The sequence below is a fragment of the Algoriphagus sp. genome (assembly GCF_013373065.1).
In the GTDB taxonomy this organism is placed as follows: domain Bacteria; phylum Bacteroidota; class Bacteroidia; order Cytophagales; family Cyclobacteriaceae; genus Algoriphagus.
The window spans coordinates 165,662-186,564 of sequence record NZ_JABXIN010000011.1; the positions used below are offsets into that span (position 1 = coordinate 165,662).

At 39.6% G+C, this 20,903-nt stretch carries 19 protein-coding genes; 10 read left to right on the top strand and 9 right to left on the bottom strand.

Going from position 1 to position 20,903, the window contains the following annotated elements; all coding sequences use genetic code 11:
- Positions 1-8: 8 nt before the first annotated feature.
- From HWE15_RS07600 to HWE15_RS07615, 4 genes are all read right to left on the bottom strand, one after another.
- Positions 9-2,111 carry a M28 family peptidase gene (locus HWE15_RS07600; RefSeq protein WP_290506919.1) on the bottom strand — a complete coding sequence of 701 codons (2,103 nt, stop codon included), beginning with the start codon at positions 2,109-2,111 and terminating at the stop codon, positions 9-11.
- A 95-nt stretch (positions 2,112-2,206) separates the two neighbouring features.
- Positions 2,207-3,508, bottom strand: coding sequence for an amidohydrolase family protein (locus HWE15_RS07605; RefSeq protein WP_290506920.1), 1,302 nt, complete (start codon positions 3,506-3,508; stop codon positions 2,207-2,209).
- 18 nt (positions 3,509-3,526) lie between these two features.
- On the bottom strand, positions 3,527-4,909 hold the full coding sequence (locus tag HWE15_RS07610; protein WP_290506921.1) for an amidohydrolase family protein: 1,383 nt from the start codon (positions 4,907-4,909) through the stop codon (positions 3,527-3,529).
- A gap of 19 nt (positions 4,910-4,928) precedes the next feature.
- Positions 4,929-6,605, bottom strand: coding sequence for an amidohydrolase family protein (locus HWE15_RS07615; RefSeq protein ID WP_290506922.1), 1,677 nt, complete (start codon positions 6,603-6,605; stop codon positions 4,929-4,931).
- Positions 6,606-7,002: 397 nt separating this feature from the next.
- Between HWE15_RS07615 and HWE15_RS07620 the strand changes: the two genes are divergently transcribed.
- The 4 genes from HWE15_RS07620 to HWE15_RS07635 all read left to right on the top strand — a co-directional run bounded on the left by HWE15_RS07620 (position 7,003) and on the right by HWE15_RS07635 (position 10,173).
- Positions 7,003-7,548, top strand: a complete 546-nt coding sequence (locus HWE15_RS07620) for a methyltransferase domain-containing protein (RefSeq protein WP_290506923.1) — start codon at positions 7,003-7,005, stop codon at positions 7,546-7,548.
- A 32-nt stretch (positions 7,549-7,580) separates the two neighbouring features.
- Positions 7,581-7,835: a DUF3253 domain-containing protein gene (locus HWE15_RS07625; RefSeq protein WP_290506924.1), complete on the top strand. Its 255-nt coding sequence runs from the start codon at positions 7,581-7,583 to the stop codon at positions 7,833-7,835.
- 18 nt (positions 7,836-7,853) lie between these two features.
- Entirely contained in the window at positions 7,854-8,435 is a 582-nt protein-coding gene (msrA, locus tag HWE15_RS07630) for a peptide-methionine (S)-S-oxide reductase MsrA (protein WP_290506925.1), read from the top strand.
- Between the two features lie 70 nt (positions 8,436-8,505).
- Positions 8,506-10,173 (top strand): hypothetical protein, encoded by a 1,668-nt coding sequence (locus tag HWE15_RS07635; protein ID WP_290506926.1) that lies wholly within the window; start codon positions 8,506-8,508, stop codon positions 10,171-10,173.
- Between the two features lie 79 nt (positions 10,174-10,252).
- On the opposite strand, the gene HWE15_RS07640 is transcribed toward HWE15_RS07635, so the two are convergent.
- Genes HWE15_RS07640 through HWE15_RS07655 form a run of 4 tightly spaced genes read right to left on the bottom strand, consistent with a single transcriptional unit; the run spans position 10,253 to position 14,974 of the window.
- On the bottom strand, positions 10,253-10,495 hold the full coding sequence (locus tag HWE15_RS07640) for a hypothetical protein (protein WP_290506927.1): 243 nt from the start codon (positions 10,493-10,495) through the stop codon (positions 10,253-10,255).
- A 39-nt stretch (positions 10,496-10,534) separates the two neighbouring features.
- Positions 10,535-11,992: an amidohydrolase gene (locus HWE15_RS07645; protein WP_290506928.1), complete on the bottom strand. Its 1,458-nt coding sequence runs from the start codon at positions 11,990-11,992 to the stop codon at positions 10,535-10,537.
- A gap of 30 nt (positions 11,993-12,022) precedes the next feature.
- Positions 12,023-13,897, bottom strand: a complete 1,875-nt coding sequence (locus HWE15_RS07650) for a gamma-glutamyltransferase family protein (protein ID WP_290506929.1) — start codon at positions 13,895-13,897, stop codon at positions 12,023-12,025.
- 12 nt (positions 13,898-13,909) lie between these two features.
- Positions 13,910-14,974 (bottom strand): carboxypeptidase-like regulatory domain-containing protein, encoded by a 1,065-nt coding sequence (locus tag HWE15_RS07655; protein WP_290506930.1) that lies wholly within the window; start codon positions 14,972-14,974, stop codon positions 13,910-13,912.
- 159 nt (positions 14,975-15,133) lie between these two features.
- Between HWE15_RS07655 and HWE15_RS07660 the strand changes: the two genes are divergently transcribed.
- The gene (locus tag HWE15_RS07660; RefSeq protein WP_290506931.1) at positions 15,134-16,462 is read left to right on the top strand and encodes a DEAD/DEAH box helicase; all 1,329 of its coding nucleotides are present in this window, start codon (positions 15,134-15,136) and stop codon (positions 16,460-16,462) included.
- Positions 16,463-16,504: 42 nt separating this feature from the next.
- Positions 16,505-16,951, top strand: a complete 447-nt coding sequence (locus HWE15_RS07665) for a DinB family protein (protein ID WP_290506932.1) — start codon at positions 16,505-16,507, stop codon at positions 16,949-16,951.
- Between the two features lie 48 nt (positions 16,952-16,999).
- On the opposite strand, the gene serA is transcribed toward HWE15_RS07665, so the two are convergent.
- Positions 17,000-18,892: a phosphoglycerate dehydrogenase gene (gene serA / locus HWE15_RS07670; RefSeq protein WP_290506933.1), complete on the bottom strand. Its 1,893-nt coding sequence runs from the start codon at positions 18,890-18,892 to the stop codon at positions 17,000-17,002.
- Positions 18,893-19,107: 215 nt separating this feature from the next.
- On the opposite strand from serA, the gene HWE15_RS07675 reads away from it, so the two are divergent.
- The 4 genes from HWE15_RS07675 to HWE15_RS07690 all read left to right on the top strand — a co-directional run bounded on the left by HWE15_RS07675 (position 19,108) and on the right by HWE15_RS07690 (position 20,841).
- Entirely contained in the window at positions 19,108-19,677 is a 570-nt protein-coding gene (locus HWE15_RS07675) for a DUF4920 domain-containing protein (protein ID WP_290506934.1), read from the top strand.
- Entirely contained in the window at positions 19,677-19,880 is a 204-nt protein-coding gene (locus HWE15_RS07680) for a hypothetical protein (RefSeq protein ID WP_290506935.1), read from the top strand. The genes HWE15_RS07675 and HWE15_RS07680 overlap by 1 nt, the downstream gene beginning before the upstream one ends.
- Positions 19,881-19,971: 91 nt before the next feature.
- Positions 19,972-20,343 carry a DUF983 domain-containing protein gene (locus HWE15_RS07685; RefSeq protein ID WP_290506936.1) on the top strand — a complete coding sequence of 124 codons (372 nt, stop codon included), beginning with the start codon at positions 19,972-19,974 and terminating at the stop codon, positions 20,341-20,343.
- Positions 20,344-20,457: 114 nt separating this feature from the next.
- Positions 20,458-20,841 carry a hypothetical protein gene (locus tag HWE15_RS07690; RefSeq protein WP_290506937.1) on the top strand — a complete coding sequence of 128 codons (384 nt, stop codon included), beginning with the start codon at positions 20,458-20,460 and terminating at the stop codon, positions 20,839-20,841.
- Positions 20,842-20,903 lie beyond the last annotated feature (62 nt).

The window sequence follows — 20,903 nt, forward strand, 5'->3', positions numbered from 1 at the left end:
TTTTCTGTTTAAAACATTTTTTGGATTTCATCAATCTTGGAAGACAAGTCTAAAATTGCTTCCGCATAACGTTCATCCCATTCTTCCAGTTTTTCTGTCCGATTTATAGCGACCTCATATTGTATACCAGGTAAAATCCAGGATGCGTAACCAGAGAAGGGATCATTACACACGTACAGTGATTTGTACCAATCCCCATAATACATCCCTTTTGGATCAATCCAACTTTTTTCCAAATTGATCAATTGCTGGTTAATTATTTTGATTTTATCATCGGATAGATTTCCGGAAGACAAAGCCTTATCAATCGATTCTTTATAGGCAGTGGAGCTTTGTTCTAATTTTACTAATGCCTGATTTACTTGGTCAAATTCTTTAAAGTCAGGAGAAATAGTTTGTACGTTTTTTACTGCCTGCTCAAAATGACCTTTTAAATCTTGGGCATACCGAGGCACATCGTAGGGAATTATCTCAGCATTAGCCATTCGAAGTGTTACAAGCCCAAATAATTGAGCGACTGCACCACCCATTTTAAAACTTGGATCTACAAATCGGCTATAGTAATTAAAATTATCATAATTGGAATGATAAGCCGTAGTACCTCCTGCGCCACCGCTTAAGCTCGGCACGCCAACATGCATGTAAAATGCGATGTGGTCTGATCCTCCTCCTAAATTTCCAATTCCTGGTTCTTCATTGTTTCCAGCCCAAACCTCAAAAACGGTTTTTGCAGAATCTGGATACATGACTTCTTGGGATGCATCAATGATCAATTTTTTAAGGGTAGGAGCTGCTGAAGCACCAAAATTTCTTCCAGAAACTCCACCATCAAAATTCATGTAAGCAACCGCTTTGGCGCTTAGTTCATCCCGAAGATGTTCAACCCATTCTGTAGAGCCAATCACTCCTTGTTCCTCCGCATCCCAATGTCCAATGAGGATGGATCGTTCAGGTTGAATTCCTTCCTTTACTAATTTTCCCAATGCTTCAGCCAATGTCAAAAGCATCGCTGTACCTGAGTTTGGATCAGTCGCCCCAAAACTCCAGGCATCAAAATGAGATCCTAGAATAATCCATTCATCTGGATATTTTGATCCTTTAAATGTCCCAATGACATTATTCGCACGGATAAAGTTCACAGGCTGATCAACCATCACACGAACTTTGAGATCCTTGCCTCCCTCAATTTTATAATCAAAAGGTAATCCTCCTTGCCACTCTTCAGGAACAGGTTGTCCTTCCATTCTTGACAAAATTTCTTCAGCTGCTCCGTAACCAATAGGGGTTACAGGTATGCTGTGAAATGCCACGTCCGATGGATCCAATCTTTCGACTTGAGTTGGACCATCTAAAGGAAGCGCAGGCTCATAAGGAGTAAGAGGATCTCCTGTCCAATCCAGGGTGAGCATAGAACCTCGCTGTATCGTTGTCTCATTATAATATGGTCCATTCGGGTAAACTTCTCCTTTGGTATAGCCATTGTCTTTAGGATCTGTGTAGACTACCAAACCAATAGCACCATGTTGTTCAGCAAATTTTGCCTTAAAACCCCGGAAATTACCTCCATAACGGGCAATAACTACTTTCCCTTTTAGATCTATGCCCATTTCCTCCAGTTTCTGGAAGTCTTCTCTTCTTCCGTAATTGGCATAAACTACCTCTGCGGTGACATCACCACTACCAGAGTAGGCATTAAAACCTAAATGAAGACGATCGTCTGCACTGAAGGGATCTTCTTCCAAGACTTTTTCCTGCTGGGAAAGCTTCATTTGAATGGGAGAAACGATTTCCAATTCGGATTTCCCTGGGTCATTTGGCAAATAAACATCATAGGGGTACAGTTTGACGTCCATTCCTGCATCCTCCATGATTTTTTTCATGTATTGCTGAACCAGTTCGTTTTCAGGCGTTCCTGCTATGTGTGGATTTTTGGTTAACTCTTGCAAATGAACCTTGAATCGGTCATAATCAACAGATTCAAGGAATCGGGTTTCAATAGATTTTTCTTTGTCTTGATTTTTTTGGAAAAATCCATCTTGTGCGAATACTGGCTGTAGGACGGATCCCAAACAAAAAGTAAAAAGCACGAAAGCTCTAATAATTTTCTTCATAGGGTTACCAATAAGAGGGCTGATATTTTCAATAGTGTATAAATAAAAAACCACAAGCCAATTTACATTAGCTTGTGGTTTAATTAACGATTAGATCAATTCGTTTTTAAACCTGGGCTTCGATCCAAGAACTCTTGATACAATCGAATATGTCTGTTGCTAAGTGGAATTCGGAATCCATTGATAAATACATGCATAATTTGTGCACGTGTTTCAAATGGGTCGTCAGTAGCAACAATCAAGTTTGCAATTTTACCTTCTTCAATTGATCCTAATTGATCCTGCAAACCAAAGATTTCAGCTGGATTGATCGTAACTGCCTTCCAAGCTTCCTCTTTTCCCATGCCATATGCAGCTGCGAATGCCGCATGGAATGGAAGATTTCTTACGTTCTCAGACTCGTTTGTTCTCAAGGCTACTTTCACTCCGGCTTTTGCCATTTTTCCTGCATTTGAATAGGCCGCATCATAACGATCTGACTCTCGGGAAGGCAAATCCTGAACCGGTCCAGTGATTACAGGGATTTTGGATTTTGCTATTTCATCAGCTACTCTCCAACCTTCTTTTACTCCAGAGAAAATGAAGCGAGCATTTTTTCCTTCCGTCCATTTGATGGCATTTTGGATATCAGAAGCTGCGTTGACCTCAATAATTAAAGCCAATTCACCTGAAACAACTTTTGCCAGCTGCGCGATCTCAGGGTAATATTCCAATTCCGCACCTTTGCTAATTAACTCATTGTAGGAAATTGCTTTTTCCCAAAGTTCGTTAGCATCCTTTAAGGCTTTTTCATTGTCCTTTTTGATATCATCATCAGAACGTCTGTCCCATCTACCTCTTCGGGCAGAACTTGGGAAATTCATGACTACACCTTTAAAACCAGCAAACATTTGATCTGGGGTATAGCCAACCAAATTGATCAATGCGGCAGTACCCGAAAACAATCCTCCCTGCGGAACCGCCAAAGTGGTTGTAACCCCTGAAACACGAGTTACAGGGATTGCCTCTGAATTCGGATTAACAGCAGTAAGAGCTTGCATATTCGGTGTGACATTTCCAATTTCTTGATAATCTACAGTCTCAGGCACAGAATTTACTTCTACCAAACCGAGTGTAGTACCACTATCAATCATCCCAGGATAGATCACCAATCCGGAACAATCTATTTCTTCCGCACCATCAGCAGTAAGGTTAGAACCCATTTTGGCAATTTTTCCATCTTCAATTAAGATAGATGTATTGGCCATAACGCCTTTTGTGATAGTATGGACTGTTGCATTTTTCAACAGAAATTTTCCTCCTTGGGGCTTAATGAATTCCCCATCGATTTGCGCCCACGAAAGGATAGGTAGGAGCGCAATTAGGAAGGTTAAAAAGGTTTTATTGAATCTTTTCATAACTTCTTTTTTTGGGGATTATTGGTTCATTTGGAATAAGGCACTAGCTGTTTCAAACAAGTGCTCTGTATCCTGCATGCAACGATGATTTTCTTCACTCAAAAGAATTGGCTCTACTGTTTCAGTAGGACTAATTCGCTGGCGTTGATCATCTGAATCCTCTTTAATATCAAAATACTTGATACCGTCTACAAAGGTCATTTGTGGAATAGCATAAGAAGAGAGCGGATGTCCTTCAAAGATGACAACATCTCCTTGCTTACCTTCTTCTAGCGAACCAACTTTGTCCTCTATACCCAATTGTTTAGCAGGGTTAATAGTAATCATCGCAAGAGCCTCATCATCTGTTAAGCCACCATATCGTTGAGTTTTGGCTGCCTCATGATATAAATGACGAATCAATTCTGCAGAGTCGGAATTAATAGAAGTGATCGCTCCATTTTGGTGAAGAATAGCAGCATTAAATGCCGTAGAGTAGTAAACTTCAAACTTATAAGCCCACCAGTCAGCAAAAACGGAGGCTCCCATTGTGTACTCTGCGATTTCTGGAGCTACTTTGAACCCTTCATTGGTATGTTGGAATACCAGTTTTTTAATTCCAAAATCTCTTGCAACATTGATTAGCATGTAGATTTCATCTGCTCGGTAAGAATGGCAGTGAATAATGATTTTACCATCTAGAATATCCGCTAATGTTTGCAATCGCTCATTGTATTCAGGTGCTACTGCTGTATTTCCTTTTTGAGACTTCGCTTGGTTATAATCTGCCCAAGCTTTTTTGTATTGTATAGCCTCATTGAAACCATTTCTTAAGATGGCTTCCACACCCATTCGGGTACGAGGTTGTTGACCATTTCCTCTTCCATGAACTCGGGTTGGGTTTTCACCCAAGGCAAATTTGATAGTTCGAGGAGCATCCTGCATGATGATATCAGTAGGGTTATTCATTCCCCATCTATGCTTCAAGGTTGCATTTTGACCACCTACTACGTTCGCAGATCCATGCATGGCATGGGAAATGGTAACTCCACCAGCCAATGCTCGGTAAATTCCAATTTCATAAGGATTCACCACGTCTTTCATTCGAACTTCTGCAACGATAGGAGAAGTAGCTTCATTCACTACATCTAACGCAATATGAGAGTGGGCATCAATTATTCCTGGCATCACGTATTTGCCAGTTGCATCTACAGTCATTACCCCAGATGGTGCACTTAGATTTTGACCAATTTGCTTTATAATCCCATTTTCAACGAGGACATCCGTGTTTTCTAAGGTTCCATTGGTCACCGTTAATACGGTCCCGTTTTTAATGAGGACACTTCCTTTTGGAGCTTGAGCCCAGGAAAAATTCAAACTCAAACTCAATAGCAGTGCTATAAATATATATTTCGTATTCATCTTCATACTTTTTCGAATTTTAGTTTGGATTTCGGGTAGCTGAAATTGGGAAGGATCCAAACTGAGCAATATTCATACTCCCATCCATGGTATTCCCTGATACATCCCCGGAAACATCTACAGAAATTGACATTCCGCCAGCATTTACTTCAAATGCAAAACTTAAAGATGAACCGGAAACGCTGATCTCTGATAGGGAAGAAGTTGCCTTCCCGGATCCAGAGGGATCATCATAAGTGATGGTGCCCTCGTATCCATTTCCATTCTTTTGAATGCTAATGGTACCACCTGAGCTTCCTGCTGGAGTTTCAGAAGTGTAGTCCCAGTTACCTGTAACTTCTGCTGAAGCAGTTTCCCCATTACCATTCTTTTTCTTGGCTTTAACTTCGTAATCGAAGATTTTACCGTCAACTACCACATGCTTGATTTGGCTTTCTGAATCGAAAATTGGTCCGGTAGACAGTACTAAGTTGGCTAATTTTCCATTCTCGATGGTTCCAGCCATTCTTCCAATACCCAAAGCATTTGCGGCATTTGTTGTCAAGGCAGCTAAAGCATCTTTTTCACTAAGACCAGCTTCAATCATTGTTTGTAAGGCTTTCATGCTATCATTAGCCTTTGCTCCAATGGTGGAGAAAGAGAAAGGAACACCAGCTGCTGCAAGTTTTCCAGCTTGTGCGATAGTTTTGTCATAAGCCTCTTTTACACGCTGATACTGTGCTTTTACGGATTCACTGACATCTTCCTTTTGATTTTTAATTGCCTTGTCATCTGGGATTTGCAATTTGAGGATCACTCCAGCTCCACTTTCCTTCAACAAATCAATGATTGATTCATATTCTTCGAGGCCATAAAGGACCAATTGGAATCCTAATTCTTTTTGTAGGCTGATGGCTCGACGAGCTTCCAAATCATCTTCAACTTCGAAAAATACCGGAATGGCACTATCAACTACTTCACTCATGGCCATAAACGTAGGATTGATCTCCGGACGAGTGATACCATTAGCTGATGCAAATAAGGCCATTCTGTCTTTAGTTAATTTCGTATTTTGATATACATCACGAAATTTCGCCATTACGCCGACAGTAGTGCCTGGGTACATTCCTCTTGCACCGTTCAAGTTTGCCGATAGGGATGTGTTTTCCTTTAAAACATTGGTAGACTCCTTTTCTCCAAAAAGCACCAAAGCACCTTTCCCAGCAATCATACCTCCATCTGGAAGAATATGTGCTAAAGTAAAACCTGCTTTTCGTAGATCATTTACTTGAGAAGACTCAATGTCAAATTGGTCTACCGCAGATCTCCATGGCGTAATTCCTGCTATTTCATCGGGGGGGCTGGAATAAACAAAATCCTTAGGTCTTTCTGGATCTTCTGGTTTGGTAATACCGCCTCTAGAAGCAGCATCAATAAACCCTGCGTAGGCATGCAAAGAATCACCTTCAATAATTTGTGCCTCGGCAGGTATACTTAGGTTTTCACCTACTCCTAATATTACTCCGTTTTTAATCAGAATACTTGCCTTTTTACCTTCCATGCCCGGCGATGTATGGACAGTAGCATTGGTAATGGCGTAGGTATTTGTAATGGATTTTTTTCCGGTAGGATCACTCTGTGCATGAACAGTAATCCCACTAGACAAACCCATCAAAAACAGCCCGAAAAGGCTTGCCTTCCAAAGTGTTTTTCTCATATGGATTGATGGTTTAATTTAAGCTTTCTAAGCTAACAAAAGGTTTGAGGCTTTCCTTGTTGAATTATTTAATGTTCGATTTTTTTTGATTAGTGGCAGTTAATTGCTACCAGTTAATCTAGACTAAACAACTGTAATGCTTGCAGTCCAAATTTCACTTAATCCTACCGGCAAAACATGATTATTAAAAACCAATGCCAATTCGGTCCCGCGAAAAATTATCATCAAGGCAATGAATATCAGAGACATGCCCCAAAAATTCCGGAGAAGGAGACGTATTATTTGGAAGAGTGGATTTAATCGAAGCCTTTTGAGCCATTAATAAGCGAGAGAATAGGGTAATGAATGGGAAAATATAGGGTAAAAACGAGTATCTTCAAGAATTCAATTTAAAATAATGAGTAAATCAAACCTTCTTCTTGAGCTTTATAGCAATTTAAGTACCACAGGAGCATTGACTTTTAGCTCCAAAGCCCTCGTCAAAAAAATGGTTTCCCAAGTTGATTTGAAAGGGGCAAAGCTTATCGTTGAATTGGGAGGCGGTGACGGAAGTATCACGCAAGGGATTGTAGATGAAATGGATTCAGATGCAGAGTTGTTTGTTTTTGAAATCAATGAATCGTTTTGCGAGGTAATGAAAAAACAATTTGATCAAAAAAATGTCCATATCATTAATGCTTCTGCCGACGAAATGGGAAACTTCCTAGATGGTCGTAAAGTAGACTTCATATTTTCATCCCTACCATTCTCTTTTATTCCAAAAGACGTCACCGATTCTATTTTAACCCAGTCTAATAAATCCCTCACGATAAAGGGAGCATTTATTCAGATTTGCTATTCTTATTTGTTGAAAAACTTGTTTAAAAAATACTTTGACCAGGTAAGTGTTTCTTTCACTTTGAAAAATCTTCCACCTGCCTTTGTAATGGTTTGCCAGCCATAATGATCAGCCTGTAAAATTGCAGCTTAATTTTCATGGATATTCTCCGAATTGCCATTTTAGAATTTTGTCGACAACGCCCTGATCGTTCCTTTTGCCCATCAGAAGTAGTGAGGAGGCTTTATCCAGAATCTTGGAGGGAATTCTTACCTGATGTTCGGGAAAAGGCCTTAGAAATGTATCGAGCCGGAGAAATCGTAATTACTCAAAAAGGGAAAACGATTGATCCAAAAATAGAACCTCGTGGGCCCATACGTATTTCGAAACCAAAAAGTGATAAATCCAGTTAGTCCTTAAATTGTAGACTTATGAATTCTAATCCTTCACTTCCTCAAACTCCAGTAACTATCCCCACCGGCCAAAAAGTGATTACACTGGGTGCAGGATGCTTTTGGTGTACAGAAGCCGTTTTTCAGCGTTTGGAAGGGGTTGACAAAGTTATTTCAGGATATGCTGGAGGGTTTGTAGAAAATCCATCTTATCGAGAAGTTTGTTCGGGTACAACAGGACATGCCGAAGTGATTCAGGTCTTTTTTGATCCTGAGAAAATTTCATTGGAAGAATTGTTAAAAGTATTCTGGGCAACCCATGACCCCACTACACTCAATCGACAGGGAGCAGATGTAGGACCTCAATATCGATCAGCTATTTTTTATCATGATGAAGTCCAAAAAGAAACTGCTGAACGAATTAAAGATGAAATGAATCAGCAGGAAGTTTTTTCAAAACCAATTGTCACGGAAATTACAGCTTTCAGTAATTTTTACCCTGCTGAATCCATGCATCAAAACTACTTTAATGACAATGGTTTCCAACCTTATTGTCAGTTTGTGATCAAACCAAAAGTGGATAAATTGGAAAAATATTTTTCTGATCTATTGCAAAAATAATCTTAATGGGGAATTTTCGCACCCCAATTATTAACGCCTTTTTCAGCCGTAGTTTTAAGACCCAAAAAGTATGAAGCGAACCAGAGCACAAGAATCCCGATCAGCAATCGAAAGATTGTATATCACCATGCGTCACTTGTTTACAAGAGGGACTTACAAGCCAATGGGAGTTTCAGGTGAAAGTCTTGTGAATGCACTGCGGATTTTGAGCCCTGAGATTTATGGAACTATCAATGACCCTGAGAAAGTAGAATTAGATGGTTTGCTTTATGTCATGGAGCGTTTACCGAAAGGCATTGAGGAATGTCGATTTATTCGACTCATTAGCCGGGAAGGATACGAGACATCCCACTTAGAAGCTATTATACCTCCAAAACGGAGAAGGAACTGTTACCGGCTTGATGAGCATGTGATGTACGTCGAAATGACTCGGGGTCGATCTGATATTTATGATATTCTGACCCACCTCACATTTTTATACATTGAGAGCAATAAGATTTACAACAACAGCACAGATCCAAAGGGCCATATATCCATTAACTGGCGAATGCTGGAAGAAATTATCGAAAAAGAGCAAGCGGGTAAGAGTTTCGATAAAGAAGCCGCTTCGGCCTATCTCAGTCATTTGATAGGAAGAACCTATGAAGAGACTGTTCGTGCGGTTGAAAAATTCGAAAAAAGTAGCAATTCCAACAGCCTGTATTCCATAGTTTATAGTTTGGGGAAATTGGCTATGGAGGAAATAAGGGAAGATAAAGACAGGGAAATCTCTTTTTCGGCCACGTTGCGGGAACGAATTGGGCATCACGTATATGGAGAGCGTTGGGCTAAGAAAATTATGCGACGATTGGATGAATTAAACCTTTTGGAACGGCCAATTCATATCATCTCTGCAAATCTTCATTCAGTTCTGAACACTATTTATGCTCCACAGATATTGGACTTAAAAACTTTTGAAGATATCGAGAAAGTTGCAAGTTCGATTGCCATGAACCAAAAAGGGAATCCCGGTAAGAAGATCTATGATTATGCCCTGAAACATGGGTTTGTCGATATTCCTGATGATTCCGGAACCAATATTGGTACGCAGATTATTGATACAGCCAAGTTGGCTAAAGATTACGTGATTCCTGGAGTTGATCTACCTAAAGAGGGAGAAAGTTGTCCTGTGTTTTTGGTTATGGATTATGCATTTGGGGAACAAGCCTATGAATGCATGGATGAGTTATTAAAGCCTTATAAAAAAGATGGGAAAGAACTTCCTCTAAATATTGTTTCTGTTTCCATTATGGGTAAAGCAGGAATTTTATATGGAGGCAAAGGGGATTTGATGATTCCAGACGCTCATGTTTTTGAAGGAACAGCGGATAATTACCCTTTCCACAACGAATTAAGTAAGTCGGATTTTGAAGGATATGGTTTAGGAGTCTATGCGGGAAGCATGGTGACTGTGCTTGGTACATCACTCCAAAATAAGGATATCCTCCGCTATTTTATGGAATCTTCTTGGAATGCAATAGGTCTAGAAATGGAAGGAGCCCATTATCAAAAGGCCATTCAATCGGCCTCAAAAATCAGAAAAAGCATTCGATCCAATGTAAAAGTATTATACGCATACTATGCTTCAGATAATCCTTTGGAAACTGGTAGCACCCTGGCCTCTGGAGCCCTTGGAATGGAAGGTGTTCGACCTACCTATTTGATTACTTACAAAATTTTGGAAAAACTCTTTAGCTAAAAAAATCCCACTATCGTCTCTAAGTGTAGGATTGAAAAATCAAAAAATCCCCAAAGCATGTGTCTTTGGGGATTTTTTTTTATTTTTCTCTTCGGCGGATTTCCTTTTTAATTGATTTCACTCGCGTGCCTATCATGGAAATAAAAGCACCTAGCATTGCAATCATTCCACCTGCAACTACATTTTGATTAGACCAACTATCGAAGATGATCTTATAGGCGAAATAGATTAAGTATAAAATTATTAAAGCTCCAAGAATATAAATAATAGTCTGAAGCGTCTTGATGCTACTTTTTAACTTCTCTGTTGATTTATCTTCCATATTTTGATTCATAAAGACTGCATCAAAAGCTTGGATAAATTATTGCAAATTTGAATTGATAGGAGGAGGGCCGTCAGGAATAAAACCCTTATAGACATAATCCCCTTTTTTCTCTTTAAACTCTGCTTTTACTGCCTCAATCAATTCTGGGTTTTGAAATAAATCCACCATAGTCATGGACAAAGCTTTTGCAGCGTAGGCCATTCCTTTATGTCCAATTGACATACCACTTGAGGCAACGACAGCCCAAGAATGCCAAGGAGTACCATTTGGAGCGGTAGTAGCAGAAAGTCTGATCGTTGGCACCACCCAACTGACATCTCCTACATCAGTACTTCCTCCCATGCTATGCTCTGCAGTTTCTTCCATAGGTTCGATCTTCGAAACCAATCCAATTTGAGGTTTATCGGTGGCTTCTTGGATTTTCTTTGCAAATTCCTGTTCCTCCTCTGTATAGATGATGGGACCTAAGGATTCTAAATTTTTCTGTAAGGCAGCAGACCCGGTACGATTTACCAAAATTTCATGCACTCCTGAGATGAGGCTTACCTTATATTCCACATTAGCCATAATAGCCGCACCTTCAGCCATCTCTTCTACACGTTTCCAAACCGGGATTAATCCTTCCCGACTGCTATCGCGGACACGGACCCATATTCTGGAATAGTCTGGCACCACATTGACTACTTTTCCTGCGTCTTGAATATGGTAATGGATCCGAACAGTGGGTTTGATATGTTCCCGGTAATAATTAATTCCTGTGGTGTATAGCTCCAAAGCATCACCCGAACTTCGACCATTCCAAGGGTCTGAGGAGGCATGGGCTGCTTGTCCAAAAAATTCAACTTGAAAATCTACCAGAGCTAATCCTTTTTGAACCGCTGTTTTGGTTTCTGCAGCCGGATGCCAATCCATCACTACATCTACATCATCAAATAATCCTGCCCGGACCATCCATAGTTTTCCAAAAAACTTTTCTTCAGCTGGCGTTCCATAAAATCGAACTGTTCCCTTGAGTTCTCCTTTTTCTATCAGGTCTTTGATAGCTGCGGCTGCACCTAAAGAGGCTGTCCCAAATAAATTATGCCCACAGCCATGACCAGGAGCACCTTCATTTAGGGGGCTTTTGTAAGGAACTTTATTTTGAGAAAGTCCCGGTAAAGCATCAAACTCACCCAAAACTCCAATGATAGGCTTTCCTGATCCATATTCTGCTACAAAGGCAGTTGGAATTTCAGCCACACCTCGTGTCACTTTAAATCCTAATGATTCTGCATAATCAGAAAGCGCCGCCGCGGACTGGGTTTCTTGAAATGCTATTTCTTCAAAGGACCATATACGGTCAGAGACATCAGTTAATTCCTCAAATCGGTTATCTACTGAAGCAATCACAGCTTCTTTTTGAGGATTTGGTTTTTGTTTTTTCTGTGCTGAAACCGATAGGGAAGTTCCCGAAAGGATGATCAGCAAACCAACTCGATAAGTAATTTTATTCATAGTAAGGTGATGGTTTAATTTATGTTTGGATTACCAGCCAATGCCATAATCTTCTCCGTAATTAGAACTTCCTCCCCAGAAACTTCCATGCTTCCAGTCAAACCAAATGGCATTGATAGGACCGGATGTTCGGGTCCAAAATTCCATGTTGTATCCTTTTTTCATTAATTCGGCACGAATCCAATTGGGCGTATCCTCGCGTAGAATCATATGTCCCGGCTTAATTTCATGAGCTCCAAAAGAGCTTTGCATTTGGAGGGAATTCATATTTGCTGCTTCAACAGCTTCCTGCACATTCATTCCAAACTCTACCACATTCAAGAAAAATTGAAGAAGATTTTGATCCTGCGAATCACCGCCTTGTACTGCAAAAGACAAGAAAGGTTTTCCATCTTTTAAAGCCATGCTGGGAGTAAGTGTTACTCGCGGTCTTTTTCCAGGTTCGGGTAGATTGTAAGGATTTAACTTTTCATCTAATACAAAACTTTGCATTCGTTGACTTAATCCAACTCCGGTTTTTCCTGCGATGACAGCTGGAACCCATCCTCCGCTTGGAGTAACAGAAACGACCCAACCATCTTTATCAGCCGCCTGAATGGAGGTTGTTCCACTGAAAAACTCATCAAAAAAAGGATCTTGGGGACCTTGGAGCTCATCTTCGTGAATGTAAGAGGCAAGGGGATTTTCTTGCTTTGACAAAAGGTTTTGGAAAGGATTCGTCCCTCCTTGGAAGGGATAGGGATCACCTGCTCCCATGGTTGGATCATTTTTATCTTTAATCAACTTTGCACGTTCCTTGGCATATTCTTTTGAAAGTAATCCTTGGATGGGGCTTTTGGGTTCAAAAGCTGGATCTGAATAATAGAAATCTCTGTCTGCAAATGCTAAATTCATTGCCTGATAAACAGTGTGAAGGTATTCCGAACTGTTGTAACCCATTTTTTGCAGGTCAAAATTCTCCAGGATATTTAAGGATTGAAGCAAAGCAGGCCCTTGCGTCCACTCTTGTAATTTGTAAACATCAATTCCCCTATAATTGACCATCAAAGGTTCTTCAATTTTTACCCTCCATTTGGCCAAGTCTTCCATGGTGAACAACCCACCCTGCTCACGAGTCCCTCTCACAATTTCCTCCGCAATATCTCCTTTATAAAACCGATCATAAGCTGCATAAATGGCCTCTTTTCTAGTTTTTCCATTACGTAGAGCCTCCTTCTCGGTTTGTACCAATTTCTGCAACGTTTGAAATAAATCTTCTTGTACAAAAATTTCTCCCGGTTCTGGAGCTTCACGTTCCTCGCCTAAATGGGTAAGAAAAACTTCTTTGGAATAAGGCCACTCTTTGATTCGGGCTTTGCCATTCTCAATTGAATTAGCGGTTTGGGCTTCAATAGGATAACCTTTGGCCAATTGCATTGCCGGTGCAAGTACTTCTTCCAAACTCATTGTTCCATATTCTGCAAGCATAGTCAGAAGGCCTCCAGGCGTACCTGGAGTAGTAGCTGCCAACGGTCCAAATGCTGGAGGGTAATCCATCCCTTGAGATTTGTAGAATTCAACTGTAGCACCCGTAGGAGCAATGCCCATCGCATTTATAGCAATCACTTTCTTCAGTTCTGGATGATAAATCAAAGCTTGGGTTTCTCCTCCCCAAGACAAAACATCCCACATTGTAGCCGTCGCCGCAAGCATGGCACAAGCTGCATCAACCGCGTTCCCACCTTTTTGAAAAATGGACGCTCCTGCAGTTGCTGCCAATGGTTTTCCGGTAATAGCCATCCAGTTTTTACCATGGAGGATTGGTTTTTGAGTAGAATTTTGACCAGGTGCAAGGCCTGGAAGGCTTTGACCAATAGTCAATAATGGAGTTAAGAAGAGGAGAATTAGAAGTTTTAAAGATTTCATAGGGTGAATTGGTTAATCAATTTCATCAAGGAGTTGGTCAATCAAGGGACTGAACCCAGGAAACATGGAATTATAGTGCGTGAATAATTGAAAGATAGCACTCGGATCTTTGACTGAAAAGCTATTTTCGGTAGCAAATGCTTCCATTTCAGACGCTTTTTCCCCAAATAATTCAAAGAACTTCTTTCTCTTTCGAGGTATTTCGATGACGTTTTTCCCTTTCAAATAATAGTAGGTATTACGTTTCACAATTTGGTCATTTCGTTCTCCAACCATCAATGCTTGGTTGTAATTTGACTCTTTGAGCACAGCTAGAGTCCTTCGCATTAGTGGTAATTCTCCATCTACCAAAACCTCGAAAAATCCGGAAATAGGAACTCCTTCATCTAAAAAATCCATTCCATTAACAAAATATCGGGGGACTTGATAAGTTGAATCAATCCAGACGATATTTTGAATTCGGAGTCCAGGCATCACTGAAACAAGATTGTTTTCAGGCTCCATCAATTCGAACATATTGGAGACAATATTATACCGCACTCTAAAACTTTCTAATACCTGTTGGTCACGGTACATAAGAATGGAAGCTCGATTCCATTTTGAGTCTAAGTAATTATGGCCTTCCAGCTTCTTAGGCTCGGGAGCAATTCCATAGACCATATTGCCTCCGATAAAATTTGGCCGTTCATTAATTAACCGAATGATATTATCCGATCGAATTGTTTTTTGAAGCGCCTGTCCACTTCCTGAAGCTCCAAATTTGACAAGCGGAATACTTCCCAAATTAGTGTCTTTGCTAAGTTTGACGACTTGCTCAAGACGATTGTATCCTTCCAAGGTGAATGATAAAATGTAGCGATCTTCAGGAATATTGGTGAATTCAAAATTACCACCTGCGACACTGACCGTTCCGTAAGCAGTTCCCCGTAAAGTCACACTGACACCATCGATATATTCACCCGATTCAGAATCAATTACCTTTCCGCTTAATCGATAGGTTTGTGACCAGCCATCTAGGGCAAAAACCATGTAGAATAAAAGGCAAATGGAATATTTTAGGCTAGTTTTTAAATGCATTCAATCAATTACTTAAAGCATGGGAAGATAGCTAAAAGCGCACGGTAATTCAATGAAGTATTTTTCAATGGAGCTATTTTTCGGAAATTGGCTTTCCCCATTTATTCACACTATATTTGATTACTACATAAAGTTTTTTATCACCTAATTACCCCCAAATTGGATTTCTCAGGATTTAATTTTGAACCAAGTTTACAGGAAGGCTTGGATGCAATGGGATTTGAACAACCTACGCCGATTCAAGAAAAAGCAATTCCTGTCATTTTAAAGAATAAGGACCTGATTGCATGTGCTCAAACAGGTACTGGAAAAACAGCTGCATTTATTCTTCCCATTTTGAACAAGATTTCAAAATCAGGAAAAACTACCCTAAATACATTGATTTTAGCACCAACCCGGGAGTTGGCGATTCAAATTGATCAACAGATACAAGGTTTCGCTTATTTTTTAGGAATTAGTTCAATTCCGATCTATGGGGGAGGAGATGGAATCGTTTGGGAGCAGCAGAAAAAAGCGCTTGAACTAGGGGCAGAAATCGTAGTTGCGACGCCCGGACGATTGATCGCCCTTTTAGCTGGAGGAAAAATGGATTTGAGTTCTTTAGAACACTTAATTCTCGATGAGGCGGACCGGATGTTGGACATGGGTTTTTCTGACGATATCCTTAAAATTGTCAATTACCTTCCCAAGAATCGACAAACAATACTTTTCTCTGCAACCATGCCTCCCAAAATCAGGCAATTCAGTTTGAAATTATTGCAGGAGCCAGAAGAAATTACAATAGCTATTGGTAAAACTGCCGAAGGTGTAACTCAGTCCTTTTACTCGGTCTATGATGATCAAAAAGAGGCATTGGTGAAGCATATACTTTCCCAGAAAAACTATGAGGCGGTTATCATTTTTGCCTCTACGAAGGAGAAAGTGAAATCCATCTACAAGATATTGAGAAAGAGCTTTGATGTTGAGGCTTTTCACTCTGATTTAGAGCAGGTTGAACGGGAAAAAATTATGTCCAACTTCAAGAATAAAATGGTGAAGATCTTGGTTGGAACAGATATTATTTCTCGAGGAATTGATGTGGTAGGTATTGAATTGGTTATCAACTATGATACTCCCAATGACCCTGAAGACTATGTTCATCGAGTGGGGCGAACTGCTCGTGCAGATATGGAGGGAGAAGCGATCACCTTTGTAAATCCAAAGGACCAATATAAATTTCAGCGTATAGAGGATTTGATTGGGATGGAAGTAAGCTTGTTGCCTCTTCCTGAAGGCTTTGAGAAAGGCCCGGAGTATGTGCGAGGTGGTTCAAAGAAAAAGGGTCATAAATCCTTTAACAGTAAGAATAAAAAACCTTCAAAATTCAAGAAAAAGTACCCAAAGTCCGCTGAAAAAAGAGCTGGAAATCAAACGAAAACATCACAGGGAGATACTAATCAATCAAAAAGAAGCAATAAGTTTTCAAATCGAAAAAATGTGATTGATTAATCTTTTTGAAGGAGCCTCCCTAATTTTTAATTCAAGATTAAAATGATAGAATCTTTTAAAATACTGTTTGATAGAGAATTGGATAAACTCGAGCAAGAGTTAAAACTTTTTCGATCTACAAAAAATCTATGGCGAGTTGAGGGAGAAATAAGCAATAGTGCTGGAAATTTAGCCATTCATTTGATCGGGAATTTAAGGACTTTTATTGCTCATGAAATGGGTGGTTTTGATTATACAAGGAACCGGGATCATGAATTTTCTGCTAAAAATATTCCTCTAGAAGAGATGTTGAATGAGATTCAATTGCTGAAAAGGCAAGTCATAGAAACCTTCCAAAGGATGGATGACTTTGTCTTGAATGAGCGATATCCCATAGAGAAATTTGGGAAGCCAATGACCTACGGCTACTTTTTACTTCATCTTTATGGCCATTTTGATTATCATTTGGGGCAGATAAATTATGCCCGGCGATTATTGGATAAGGCATAAAAAAAGCCGTCTCCAATGAAACGGCTTTAAAATTCAGACTATTCTGAATCAATATAGAATTCGGAATCTGATCGTTCCAGGAATATTTTTTAATGCCTGAATAGCCTCCTCAGTATAAGCCTTATCGATATCGGTAATCACATAACCAATCTTCTCATTGGTTTTCAAATATTGTCCAACAATATTGATTTCAAAGTCAGCTAGAATCTTATTGATTTTTGCCAAAATACCTGGCTCATTGTGGTGAATATGAATGAGTCTATGGGCATCTTGAAGGAAAGGAAGCTGAAGATTGGGGAAGTTTACAGAGTTAAATGTATTTCCCGTGTTGATGTATTCCATGATTTTTCCAGGCACAAATCGGGCTATATTTTGTTGTGCTTCGAGCGTACTTCCACCGATGTGAGGAGTCAAAATCGTATTAGGCAAACCGATAAGTTCGGAAACAAACGGTTCATTGTTGTTTTTAGGTTCTTCAGGGAAAACATCAACTGCGCATCCAGCCAAATGGCCACTTAAAATCGCTTCTTTCAAAGCCGGAATATCTACCACATGCCCTCGACTCAGGTTTACCAAAATGGCTCCCTTTTTCATCATTTTGATCTTCTTGGCATCTATCAGGCATTTATTTTCCTTTCTACCATCCACATGAAGTGAAATAATGTCACAGGTCTGAAGTAATTCCTCCAAAGAATCCAATTTGGTCGCATTTCCCAATGCCAGCTTCTCAACGATGTCGTAATAAAAGACATTGAGCCCCATGTTTTCTGCCAAAACGGATAGTTGAGCTCCGATATTTCCATATCCTATGATTCCCAGTTTTTTGCCACGAACCTCAAATGAACCGTTAGCAGATTTATCCCATTTACCTTCATGCATGGCGACGGACTTGTTATAGAAATTCCGCATTAGGAAAATAATCTCCGCTATCGCCATTTCTACTACGGAGCGGGTATTACTGAATGGAGCATTGAATACAACAATTCCTTTTTCCTGACAGGTTTCGAGGTCAATTTGATTGGTACCTATACAAAACGCTCCGATAGCTAACAGTCGATTGGCGTGATCCAAAACCTTTTTGGTTACATTCGTTTTAGATCGAATCCCCAAAATGGATACATTCTTAATTTTTTCGCAAAGCTCTTCCTCGCTTAGTGCTGTACTGGCTATCTCAACCTGATAGCCTTCCTCACTTAATAAATCCACAGCAATGGGGTGGATATTTTCTAAGAGCAGAACCTTGATTCTGCTTTTGGGATATGAAAATTTCGTATTCAACTTATTGATGTATAAAATTTCGTCAAAACTTGGCGCAATATGATCAGCCTTGGAAGTTACTCGTGGACGATGAACATTCTCTGTGAAGGCATAAAACTTATTTGCCAATCCAGAGGCTTTGATTTCATAGTCCGTATATCCATCGCCAATTACATAAATATCTCCCTCCAGATTCAAATTTTTGATGGTATGAGCCTTACCATTGTTTTCGGAAAGTGGGTTTTCTCGATTGAAATCAACAATTTTTCCTTCGGAGTCATAGACAAACTCATTGGCAAAGACATTCTGTTCTTTGATCCCATAATCGGCCACGATGGGGATGATGAAATCTTTAAATCCGTTAGAAATAATGAAGATATCATGGGCATTTTCCTGAAGAAATTCCCGATTCCGTTCGAAGGATTTGGATACTTTCTGTTTTAATGCTTCGATCAATCCAAAAATCTGCTCCCGGTCTGCCTTTAAAATTTCGAGTCGTTTTTCAAGACTTTCCCGAAAGGTCAAGGTACCTTCCATGCCTTGGTCGGTAATATCTTTAATCGCCTGTAGTTTTTGAGAAGAATCTGGATCATTTCGAAGTGAAATTTCGCCAAGGATATCCAAAGCTTCTACTTGCGTGAAGGTACTATCAAAATCAATGATGAATTTTTTGCTTTGAGGCATGTGCAGGGTTAGTTAAAGATTGGATGTAAAATTAAGAGATTGCTAAAAAAATGGAAGGTTTATTAGCATAAATGTTTTAAATCAAATTTTTGTCAATAATTATTGCAATGAGACAGAAAACTAATCGAAATCAGTTTTTTGATTGGTGATAATTCACACGTTAAATGTTTTAGGACTTCGAGAATTGCATTTATTTTTGAGGAAACTAAATAATCATGTTGAAAAGATATTTTACGGTCGGGCTATTCGCAGCTTCGTTATCATTTTATTCCTGTCAAAAATCAGAGCAAGAATCAACGTCTCATGAAGGTGAAATGCACCATCATGGAGGAGAAATGCACCATGAAGAAAGTTCTGCAGAAGCAGTGATTGGTGTTGCTGAAGTTGTTCCTGGAAACTATGGGGAAGAAATCATGGCCGAAGGTGCCATTTCTTTGGCAGATTTGGTTCAGGAAGTTGAGGCCAATGGAAGTTATGAAGGAAAAATCCAAGGTGAAATATTGGACGTTTGTACTTCAAAAGGATGTTGGCTAACCATGCAGCTTCCTGATGGTGAATCCATTCGAGTGACTTTTAAGGATTATGGCTTTTTTGTTCCAACCAATTCCAAAGGATTTCCGATTGTATTAGAAGGCGTAGCTAATTTTTCGGAAACTGATGTCGAAACGCTTCGACATTATGCAAAAGATGCAGGAAAGGGTCAGGAAGAAATCGATGCTATTGTATCGCCAAAGAGAGAAATTACTTTTGAAGCTACCGGGGTAGTTATTCAAGAAAAAGCCTAATGCCCATTGCTTTAGATAACCTTCGGGTAGGAAGAAAGTACCTTTTCATCAATCAAGGAGAAGTCCGTCAGCTGGAAATTATGGCGCGGTTGAGCGGCGATAATTTTAAGGTGAAGGATTTAGAAACCTTGGAATATTACACTATTGAAGAACTTCTTCGTTGGGGTAAGGGAAAGGATTATGAATTAGAAGAGCTCAGATAGGATTCGTCACCTGCGAATCCTGTCTATCGTGCTCTATGTCACAAAACAAAGTAGGCTGATTGCTACTTTTGCGAAAAATATCGAATAATCAATGGCAAAAGGATTAGGACAAGCGATGCTAGGAGGGAAATGCCCAAAATGTAGGGAAGGAAATATGTTTCCCGTCCCCATAGTAAGCTTTCGAAAGTTAACTGAGGTGAATAAAACTTGCTCGGTATGTAATGCTAGTTTTCAGCCAGAACCAAGTTTTTACGATGGGGCCATGTATATCAGTTATGCTTTCTCGGTTGCGTTGTTTATAACCGTTTTTGTAGCTATCAATATTTTAATAGAAAAACCGGAATTATGGATGTATCTCTCGACCATCATTTCGCTCAACTTGTTGCTCGTCCCTGTTATGCTGCGATATTCTAAAGTCCTGTATTTGTATGGCTTAGGAAAATTAAAATACCGAGGGTACTAAATATTATCTTAACTTTAGATAGGAGCTTGCTAGTTAGCAGGCTCTTTTTTTTGAATTTGATGCAATCTTCAATTTTAGTACTTTCTTGAAAGTAACTAGTAAACAATCACTCAAATGAAAATGAAGCTTATTCGAATGGGGTTGTACCTAATGGCAGGTTTTTATCTAATAGGAGGGCTCAATCATTTTTTAAATCCATCATTTTACCTCCCACTGATTCCAGAATATTTTCCGGAAAAGGAATTTATTAATTACTTGGCTGGAATTTTTGAAATCAGTTTTTCAATCTGTTTACTGCTGAAAAGATTTCGAAAAATTGCATCCTATGGCATAATAGCCATGCTAATTGCTTTTATTCCCAGTCACATCTACTTTATACAAATTAATGCCTGCGTACCTGATGGTCTCTGTACTCCTTTATGGGTTGCATGGGTTCGATTACTGATTATTCACCCATTATTGATGATGTGGGCTTGGATTTATAGAGATCTAGAATAGTAAAGGTCTACCTTTTGTAAATATTACTAACAAAATTGTAAATATTACTAAACTTAATCGAA